Here is a 7,941-nt window from a genome sequence, read left to right as displayed (position 1 = left end):
AGCGAAAGCCTGTTCATCGCGGCGCCCAAAACCCTGACGCCAGAAGTGCTGCGGCGAACAGAGCCAGGGCGGCGCGCTGCTTGAACAGTAGGCGACGCGTGCCAGCAATGCGGTCATCGAGCGAGCGTGTCGCGGGCGGGGCCGTTTTCAGGCGCATGCGCGCCAGCATGTCGTCCACCGCGGCACCGCCGGAAGCTTCGTCATCATGGCCAGCCATGACCCGGAACAACAGGGCGTCGAATGCCAGCAATGCCGACAGCGCCAGAACGGCGACAGCGCTCGCGGCTGTGATCGACAGCGCAACGGCCGCCGGCAAAGTCTCGAAGCCGCCGCGCGTCGAGGCAGCCAGCGGCGCAAGGATATTTGCCGCCACCACGATTGCGGCAGGCCACGCTGCCTGCCGCATCAGCATGCCGGCGAAGCGGTCGGTGCGGTCCTGATAGGCATTGCCGGTCATGACGCCGCCGGATCCGTGGCTTCTGCGAGATGAACCGGCCGGCCGAGGGCCGCGAGCATTTCGCGGGCAAGCGCCGGCGTCTTGGCCCTGCCGGTCGCCACCAGCCATTCGGCGACGACGCCGGCGCTGCGCTGGAAGCCGAGCGCGCAGCACACCAGCACGGTGCCGTCGCGGCGCGCACTCTCCAGCGCGCCGGCTGCCTGTTGCCGTATCGCCACTGGCGGCGGCAACAGGTCGACCATCGGAAAGCTGATCCAGCGGCAATCGGCTGCCGCAGGCCTCTTAAGTTCGGCGGCGAGATCGATGACCGTGCCGAAGCTGCTGGCCTCGCGTGCCGTGGGAAAGCGCCCGAGAAAGACGCCGTCGGCAATCGCCACCTGGGGAGCAAGTTTGCGCGTCCAGGCCCATATGTTGGCCCTGGCGCCGAGACGGTAAGGCAAGAGCAGGACACGGCTTGCGAGCGTGATGCTGCCATCGGCGGATTTCTGGAACACTTTTTCGCCTGCTCCTGCATAGGCGAAGGCGACGATGGCCAGCGCCAGCGCCGGCCAAAGCAGGAAGAGCGCGACGGCGCAGAACAAGGCGCCGAGCGCTGCACCGGCCAGCGCGAGGACCGCGCCCAGAGCGTAGAACCGCGCCAGCCGCCGCGCTTTCACATCGCTGGTCAGCCGGAAGCCTGAAAACGGCAACGCGCCGCTGCGCGGAAACAGCCACAGCGCAAAGAACCCGAGCAGCGCGCCGGTCGGAATGTCGATGAAGTGATGCTGCCAGGTCGTCAGCACCGAGGCACCGATCAGGAAGCTCCAGCCATGCCAGAGCGGCAGGAGCAACCCGCGGAGCCGGTGGCGCCAATGATCCCAGATGATCACCAAAAGGGCGATGTGCAGCGAGGGTGCCTGGTTGAACGGCTTGTCGAAACCGCCGAGCACGGCAAACAGGAAGCCCGGCAGGCCGGTCGTCGCCGGTCGCACGAATGTCGCGGTCAGCGGGAACAGGATGAAGCAGATAACGGCGACGACCTGCGCGGTGAGATAGCGCCCGGCCAGGCGGTCGACGCCTTGCTTGTCGTTGTTGAGCAGCAGCGACAGGCCATAGAACAGATTGATCGACCAATAGGGCACGATGGTCCAGGCGACGAACGGAATGCTGTGTTCCCACGAGAACACGATGCTGCCGACCTCGTCGCGCCGCGAGGCCAGCCAGTTGGCGAAGCCGTAGCTGAGATAGAAGAACGGCGCCAGGAAGGCCAGCCACAGCGCCGCCCTGACGATCACCCGTCCATAAGGCTCGGTGCGCGCGGTGGGGGCAGGCGATGAGACCATGCTGTTCAGCGGCGCCGCGCGACCGAGACGGTGAAGATGCCCCATTGGTCGATGCGCTGGTCGAGTTTTTCGAAACCGGCGGCTTCGACGAGCTGGTCCATCTCACCCTGCGTGCGCCGCCGCATCACCCAGGCCTCGCCGCCGCGATGCGAAGTCAGGCTGCGGGCGATCATCTCGAGCTGCGGATGCCAGGGCTGGTTGGTGTAGAGCAACAGGCTTCCCGGCTGCATGGCGCTGGCCAATCCACCGAGCGAGCGGGCTATCATCGCATTGTCGGAGAACAACTCGTAAAGGCCGGAAACGATGGCAAGATCCGGAGCCGGATCGATCGATGCGAGCATGTCGGCATCGAAGGCGTCGGCGCGCTGGAATGAGACATCAGCCGGCAATTGCCGCTCGGCGATCAGCTTGCGGCCAAGCTCGACGTTGAGGTCGGAATAATCCTGCAGGCGAACGCTCGCCGGCTGATCGGGGCTCTTCACGATGGCATCGAGAACATAGCGGCCATGGCCGGCCGCGATGTCGAGAATGTGCACCGGCCGGCCAGCGGCCTTGAGCGTCGCCAGGCAAGAGCCGATGAGCTCTTCGAGATGCAGCTTGCGCTGGCGGATGCCGCGCCAGCCAATGGCCTCCAGGAAAATGCGGTCGACGACGCGGCCAAGAGGCGTAAGCCCGCGCGCATTGTTCTCGTAGACGTAGTCGAGCGTCGAGCCGGAATCGAAGCCGGTGGTCACGCCGGCCTTCATACCTTGCGAGACCCAGGCGCCCATGCGGATGGAGGCACGGCTGAATGCCCAATAGAGGCCCTTTGGCGACATCAGAGCGAGCGGCGAGGCAAGCCTATCGGCCTCGTCGCGTGTGTAGCCGGCGATGTCCGCCTGCTTCAGGTCGACCGGCGCATCGGCTGCCTCGAACTGCCTGGCCAGGAATGGCCGGATCAGGTCGAGGGCCTGCGCCCTGTCGCGCTCGCCCAGCGTGTCGTGGAAGAAACCAGGCAGCACATGGCGTTCCTTGGTGCGGCTGCCGAGATTGACGAAGAACTCATGCTGCGGGCCGTGGCGCACGACCCAGTCGCTGCCCGAAAGCAGAAGCTGCGTCGGCACGGTGATGGCGCGGGCGTCACTGACGATGCGTGCGGCATGCTGGTAGAGTTCGACCAGTATGTTGGAGGCGATCGGCCGCGTGATCAGCGGATCGCTCTCGAAAGAGGCGATGCGCACGGGATCATGGGTCAGGAATTTCGCCTTGACGTAGGAATTGACGAAGAAGCGGCCCTTGATCTTCTGCCAGAGTGCGATGCCCTCCTTGGCGAAGGGCACGTAGAGTTTTACCGAGAAGGCCGGTGAGGCCAGCACCATGGCGCGCAGCTTCGGCGCATAGTCATGCACCCAGGCGGCAGCCAGCACGGCGCCGAAGGATTGTGCGATCAGCGCGATATCCCGAGTGGCAAAGCCATCCCTGGCAGCGGTCTCGCGCATGAAGCAGTCGATGTCGCGCACCAGCGCCGAGAAGGAGGGCGCATAGCCGCGCTCGCCGGACGAGCGGCCATTGCCGCGGGCATCCCAGGCATAGAAGGCGTGGTCCGGCATCTGCAATTCATCGACGAGATGGGCCATGCGGCCGCCATGCTCGTGGCCGCGATGGAAGAGCACCACTGCGCCCTTGGCATCGGCGGAGGCCGCCGGCCAGAATCGGTAGAAGATCTCCGTCCCGTCATGGCTGCGGAAAACCCGCTCCTGTGCTTGCCGCGCAAGGCTTTCCGTGGCCGCGGCGGCGATCGGTTCGTGCATCATGGTCTTCCCCTCTGGCGGCATGGCGAGCCTCGATGCTCAGCTGGCGCTGCCAATAATGCCGGCGCGTATCCGGTTTATGGCGGTCAGCAGCGAAAGCGTTGCCATGGCCGGAAACACAAACGGCGTTATCGATGCCGGCCACAGCCCGGCGGCACACAGCGTGGCGACGACGCCGAGCGCCAGCGCCCTGTCGCTCTTGCCGAACGGCCCGGCATAATTACGCCCGACCTTGGCAGCGATGCCGAGCACGCCGGCGAACTCGGTCAGCACGGCCGATATCGCGAAGGCGACGACGCCCCATGCGCCAAATTCGGGAAAGACGGCAAAAGGGAGAATCAGCGCGAGGTCCGAAACGACGTCGCACAACTCGTTCAGATACATGCCAAGCGTCGAGGCTTGGCCATGCTCGCGCGCCAGCATGCCGTCCACGGCATTCAACGCCATGCGCACGAACATCACCGCGGGGATAAGCAACAGCAGCCAGCGCCATTCGTGCCAGATCGCAATGGCCGCGCCGGCGGCTATCGACATCGCGGCCGCCAGGATGGTTATGCTGTTTGCCGTGACCCCGATTGCCGCCAGCCGGTTGACCAGCGGCCGCAGTCGACCCTGGAAGGCCGGCTTGAGAGCGTAAAGCGTCGGCATGCGTTGATCCCCCGATCCTGTTCAGCGGCTGTACATCAATATGCCAGACGCGACCAGTGTAGAGGCGGCGCGGCCATCATGCGTTCGCAAATCGCTAACCATGATTGGTCCGGCAAAGCTGCCATGCACATTTGCCGGCTTCTCGTGCAACGCGGCGTCTTGAATAGTAAGCACGCTTATTATATATCTCGCTCATGGTTTCCGATGGCATCGACAGATTGGGCTTCTTGATCCACGACGTGCAGCGCTTGATGCGCAAGCGCTTCGAGGCGAGGGCCAGTGGCTTGGGGCTTTCTTCGGCGCAATGGCGGCTTCTGGTCCGCGTTGCCAAGGAAGACGGTGTCGCGCAGGCGCGGCTGGCCGAACTTCTCGAAATCGAGCCGATCAGCGTTTCGCGCCTGGTCGACCGCATGGAAGAGGGAGGCTGGATCGAGCGTCGGTCCGACGCCGCCGATCGTCGCGTCCGCATGATCTTCCTGACGCCCAAGGCAAGCGATGCCTACGCCGTGATCAAGAGCATTGCCGGAGAAGTCTATGAGGAATCGCTGGTCGGCGTGAAGCCGGAAGCCCGTCGCGTCCTCATCGAAGGGCTTGAGGCGATGGTCCGCAACCTGACCGACGACGAGACGCCGTCCATTGAAAAAGTGAAGAATATAGAGGGCGCAGCAGCATGAACGCGGTAGCCAAGATAGACGAGAAAGTGACCGAACTGGACATGGAAGCGCCGGCGCAGCCGGCGGCGGCCCCGCCGGCGGTTGCTCCCCCGGTGCAGCCGGCCCCAGTGCCCGTGAAGAAAAAGCGCCGGCTGGGCCGCTTCCTGCTGATGGTCGCGCTGCCTGCGGCATTGGCTGTCGGCGGCGGCTATGTCTGGGTCACCGGCGGCCGCTATCAGGAGACCGAGAACGCCAATCTGCAGCAGGCCAAGGTGTCGATCGCTTCCGACACGGCCGGCCGCATCGTTAAGGTCGACATCTTCGATAACCAGCTGGTCAAGCAGGGTGACGAGCTGTTTGCCATCGACCCCGAGCCCTACCGGATCGCGCTGGCGCAGGCCGACGCCGCGGTTGCGGGCGCGCGTCTCAATGTCGAGCAGTTGCGCGCGGCCTATGGCCAGTCGATGGCTCAGCAGAAGTCCGATGCCAGCCAGGTCGCCTTCGCCCAGTCGCAGTTCGACCGCGCCGCCGATCTCGCCCAGAAGGGCATCAACGCCAAATCGTCGCTCGACGAAGCCAAGAACGATCTCGACAAGGCCAAGCAGCAGCTGGCGGTTGCCGAGCAAGGCATCATCAGCGCCAAGGCAGGCCTTGGCGGCAATCCCGACATCGAGACCGACAAGCACCCGACCGTGATGGCCGCGCTCGCCGCGCGCGACAAGGCGGCCTACGACCTGGCCCAGACAACGGTCAAGGCGCCGGCGGACGGCATCGTCAGCCAGGCCTCGTCGTTCAAGGTCGGTCAGTATGTCGGTTCCGGCACGCCGCTGTTTTCGCTGGTCGAGACCGGTGACACCTGGATCGATGCCAATTTCAAGGAAACGCAGCTCACCCACATGAAGCCCGGCCAGAAGGCCGAGATCGTGGTCGACACCTATCCAGGGCGCACCTTCGAGGCGACGGTCAAGGCGATCGGCGCCGGCACGGGAGCCGAGTTCTCGCTGCTGCCGGCCCAAAATGCCACCGGCAACTGGGTCAAGGTCACACAGCGTATCCCGGTTCGTCTCGAACTGATCGATGCGGACGCCAAGATGGCGTTGCGCACCGGCATGAGCGCCACCGTTACCGTCGACACCGGCGTGGCGCGTGGCCTGCCCTCGATCTTTGGTCACGCCACGGCTGGCGAGGCCGCGCAGTAACGTCAACAGATTGCCGCAGGACCAGCGGCGGAGGTGAATAGCAGGATTGGTCTGATGGGAGGAGCTGGAAGGATCAGCGTTTTGGCGCTGCCGCGTCGCGGCCTGGCCGAAATCTGAAATCTCCGACGCGGACCCGTCGGTCCTCATGTTTCCGGGCGGCAGGCATCCGCTCATCAGAGACTTTCAGTCGATGTAACCCCCACATCGACGATCGCGTCCCACCGCGACGAGGGTCTCTCAACGGAAGGCGTTGCCGCCCGGAAACCCCTTGTACACGTTTTTGTTACCTGCTGGAAGTTCCACGCCATGAGCACGCCCGAACCTTTCAAAGAAGTGCCGCATCGCGGCCTGATCACGGTCGCGCTCATGCTGGCGACGGTCATGCAGGCGCTCGACACGACGATCGCCAACGTGGCGCTGCCGACCATGACCGGCGACCTCGGCGCCTCGCCTGACAACATCAACTGGGTGCTGACCTCCTACATCGTTGCCGCCGCCATCATGACGCCGGTCACCGGCTGGCTGGCCGACCGCTTCGGCCGCAAGGAACTGTTCCTGACGGCGGTGGTCGGTTTCACCATATTCTCGATGCTGTGCGGCATCGCCTGGAGCCTGGAGAGCATAGTGTTCTTCCGGCTGATGCAAGGCGTGTTCGGAGCGGCGATCGTGCCTCTGTCGCAAACCTTCCTGCTCGACATCAATCCCAGGGAACGCCATGGCCAGGCGATGGCCATTTGGGGCGCCGGCATCATGCTGGGGCCGATTCTGGGCCCGACGCTGGGTGGCTGGCTGACCGAGAATTTCAACTGGCGCTGGGTGTTCTTCATCAACCTGCCGGTCGGCATCGTCGCCTTTCTCGGCATGGCCGCCTACTTGCCGGCCGTTGCCCGGCGGGTGCGCGGCTTCGATTTCTTCGGCTTCGCCATGATATCGCTCGGCGTCGGCGCGCTTCAGCTGCTGCTCGACCGCGGCGGCGAGGTCGACTGGTTTTCCTCGGTCGAGATCTGGATCGAACTTGGTCTTTCGCTCACCGGCTTCTGGGTGTTCATCATTCACACCATGACTGCGGAACACCCTTTCATCGATCCCAAGATCTTCCTTGACCGCAATTTCGTGACCGGGCTGGCGTTCATCTTCGTCATGGGTGTGCTCATCCTGGCGAGCATGTCGCTGCTGCCGCCAATGCTGTCGACCATCTTCGGCTATCCGACCGTCACCATCGGCGTCGTCATAGGGCCTCGCGGTGTCGGCACCATGATTTCGATGCTGGTCGTCGGCCGGCTGATGAGCAAGATCGACGCCCGGATCCTGGTCGTTATCGGTTTCCTCCTGACCGCGCAGTCGCTCTACACCATGTCCAGCTTCACGCCGCAGATGGACAACTGGCTGATCATCAGCTCCGGCGTCATCCAGGGGCTGGGCATGGGAATGGTGTTCGTGCCGCTGTCGACCGTCGCCTTCGCCACGCTTGACGTGCGCTTCCGCACCGATGCCACGGCCCTGTTCAGCCTGGTGCGCAATCTTGGCTCGTCCATCGGCGTGTCGGTCGTGACGGTTCTGATGGTGCGCAACACGCAGGTCAACCACGCCGAGCTTTCGGCCTTCATCAACCCGTTCAACCCAAATCTTTGGGCGGTCTCTCCGGCAGCCGCGAGCGGCGATCCGACGGCGCTTTCGCAGGTCGATCGCATGGTCAATCTCCAGGCGATGATGATTTCCTACGTCAATGACTTCAAAATACTCATGGTCATGACGCTGCTTGCCATCCCGTTTGTTTTCCTGCTGCGCAAGCCCAAGCAGGCGCCTGCCGGCGGCGCGCCGGCAGCGCATATGGATTAGCTCTATTTCCCGAGCACCAGGCTCCAGTAACGG

General features: G+C 64.2%; 7 protein-coding genes. 3 read left to right on the top strand and 4 right to left on the bottom strand.

Features of this window, described 5'->3' with window-relative positions; genetic code table 11:
* Positions 1-13: 13 nt before the first annotated feature.
* Genes EN906_RS14975 through EN906_RS14960 form a run of 4 tightly spaced genes read right to left on the bottom strand, consistent with a single transcriptional unit; the run spans position 14 to position 4,217 of the window.
* Positions 14-457 carry a hypothetical protein gene (locus EN906_RS14975; protein WP_127267051.1) on the bottom strand — a complete coding sequence of 148 codons (444 nt, stop codon included), beginning with the start codon at positions 455-457 and terminating at the stop codon, positions 14-16.
* Positions 454-1,779, bottom strand: coding sequence for a phosphatase PAP2/dual specificity phosphatase family protein (locus EN906_RS14970; protein ID WP_127267058.1), 1,326 nt, complete (start codon positions 1,777-1,779; stop codon positions 454-456). Before EN906_RS14970 ends, EN906_RS14975 begins: the two co-directional genes overlap by 4 nt.
* 5 nt (positions 1,780-1,784) lie before the next feature.
* Positions 1,785-3,572, bottom strand: a complete 1,788-nt coding sequence (locus EN906_RS14965; RefSeq protein WP_206517187.1) for a bifunctional alpha/beta hydrolase/class I SAM-dependent methyltransferase — start codon at positions 3,570-3,572, stop codon at positions 1,785-1,787.
* Positions 3,573-3,608: 36 nt separating this feature from the next.
* Positions 3,609-4,217, bottom strand: coding sequence for a CDP-alcohol phosphatidyltransferase family protein (locus EN906_RS14960; protein ID WP_127267050.1), 609 nt, complete (start codon positions 4,215-4,217; stop codon positions 3,609-3,611).
* A gap of 194 nt (positions 4,218-4,411) precedes the next feature.
* Between EN906_RS14960 and EN906_RS14955 the strand changes: the two genes are divergently transcribed.
* From EN906_RS14955 to EN906_RS14945, 3 genes are all read left to right on the top strand, one after another.
* A complete protein-coding gene (locus EN906_RS14955; RefSeq protein ID WP_127267049.1) occupies positions 4,412-4,891 on the top strand; it encodes a MarR family transcriptional regulator in 480 nt (159 codons plus the stop codon).
* Positions 4,888-6,069: an HlyD family secretion protein gene (locus EN906_RS14950; RefSeq protein WP_127271614.1), complete on the top strand. Its 1,182-nt coding sequence runs from the start codon at positions 4,888-4,890 to the stop codon at positions 6,067-6,069. Before EN906_RS14955 ends, EN906_RS14950 begins: the two co-directional genes overlap by 4 nt.
* A gap of 306 nt (positions 6,070-6,375) precedes the next feature.
* Positions 6,376-7,908 carry a DHA2 family efflux MFS transporter permease subunit gene (locus EN906_RS14945; protein ID WP_127269394.1) on the top strand — a complete coding sequence of 511 codons (1,533 nt, stop codon included), beginning with the start codon at positions 6,376-6,378 and terminating at the stop codon, positions 7,906-7,908.
* Positions 7,909-7,941 lie beyond the last annotated feature (33 nt).

It is taken from the genome of Mesorhizobium sp. M7A.F.Ca.CA.004.06.1.1 (genome assembly GCF_003999135.1).
GTDB lineage: Bacteria > Pseudomonadota > Alphaproteobacteria > Rhizobiales > Rhizobiaceae > Mesorhizobium.
The sequence above is the reverse complement of the archived record's forward strand: the minus strand, read 5'-3'. Positions and strand labels throughout refer to the sequence as shown.